General features: G+C 32.2%; 1 protein-coding gene. It reads left to right on the plus strand.

The features are described from left to right. On the plus strand, window positions 1-1589 hold a 1589-nt coding region (locus F6K13_RS31540; protein WP_287289644.1), incomplete at its 5' end, for a hypothetical protein. Window positions 1590-1793: the final 204 nt, after the last annotated feature.

The raw sequence follows: 1793 nt of genomic DNA on the forward strand, positions 1-1793 counted from the left end.
TTGCTCAGGGAATTTTGTTAATTGCATTAGTAGCTAATACTCTCACAAAATATCGTCCTATACTTTTATTATTAATTTTATTCATCTCAGTTTTTAACTTTACCCCTGCTGCTGCTCATAACTGGATGCGCGGATATAGTGGAGTACATTGGGTAATTGCTAATTTATTTGTTATTGCTTCAATCTTTTGTGTAAAAAAATTACTAGAATCTCAACAAAATAGATTTGCTATTGCCAGTATAATTTTGGGAATTTTAGGATGTATTAGTTATAGTACCGCTCTAGGAATTTGGCCGATATTATGTGCAGTTGCTATTCTATATAAATTGCCCAAAAAATTTACTATCTGTTATCTATTTTTTTCTGTTTTAGTAATAGGCATTTATTTCCTAACCTACACAACACCCTCTCATCATCCCTCATTATCTAAACTGAATTTTATTGATATAGTTACCTACATTCCTGTTTATTTAGGAGCAATTTTTACTCATAATATTCCCGTCGCTTCCGCAATAGGTTGGGTAGGATTAGTTTTAGCAGGAATATTTTTAATTTATTGGTTATTTGTAATTTATCCTCAAGATTGGTTGCCTTGGTTATCAATAATAATTTATACTTTTGGCACCGCTTTAATGGCAGCAGTTAGTCGTTCTGGTTTTGGAATAGAACAAGCGATCGCTTCTCGTTATGCTACTCTACCTTCTCTATTTTGGTTAAGTCTAATTATCCTAATTTTCTTATTGCTCCAACAACAGCAACTTACTCTCAAAAAACAGTGGTATTTTGTTATGCCATTGGTGGCAGTTTTGACTGTTTTAACTATATTAATGTATCGAGTAGGTACGGAAACTTTTAGAGAAATTGCTCATCGCGCAACTTATCAACCTTTAGTAGGATTATCCTTACAACTTGGCATTTCTGACCCGGTTTTAATTAAAGAAAAAGTAGGCAACCGACCTGCTGCTTTTTTAGGTTTAGTAGATGCTTTAAAAGCTGATGGTTTAGTACCTTTTAATCGAAATATAAAAAAGGATAATTTTTGTGCAAATTTGGATAAAAAAATTAACTCAGATTTATTAACAGCAAAACCACCAGAAAATTTACAGGGATATTTTGACACTGTGACTGAATTTTCTTCTACTACAGCTAGAGTAAATGGATGGGTAAGTCAAGTTAAAAGTCAAAAGCGAGTGTGCAATTCTGAGGTCTCCTCAGAATGTAAGACACACTCAAGACAGTTCAAAGTCAAAAGTAACGAGAATGTTCAGATTAAATGTATTGCTATTCTGAATCAAGAAAATGTGGTCAAAGGTTTTGGAATGTCAGGTTTTCCTCGTGCTGATGTGGCAGAATTATTAGGAGCGGAATATGAATTTTCAGGTTGGAAAGGATATATCGAAGTTAAAAGTCAAAAGCGAGTGTGTAATTCTGAGGATACCTCAGAATGTAAGAGGCACTCAAGACATTCAAAAGTCAAAAATATAGAAAATATTCAAGACTCACAGCAGGAGATTTTAACAGCTTATGTGAAATTGAAAAATCGTCAAGATTGGATAGCTTTAAATAATCAACATAATTTTGGTTTTTGATATTTTAGATATATGCAATTAAATTAATTTTGTTTAACCACTTAATGCTTGTCATAGTCTGTCTGTTTCTTCATCTCAATCATCAAATAAAACGAGATATTAAATGTGTATATGTTTCTAGTAAGCGATCGTGATATGTTGGTGTTTCTGAAATAATTTTAGCCAATATTTTACTCATTAATTCATTCTTCAGAACTATATCTT

Source organism: Okeania sp. SIO2B9 (genome assembly GCF_010672505.1).
Taxonomy (GTDB): domain Bacteria; phylum Cyanobacteriota; class Cyanobacteriia; order Cyanobacteriales; family Microcoleaceae; genus Okeania; species Okeania hirsuta.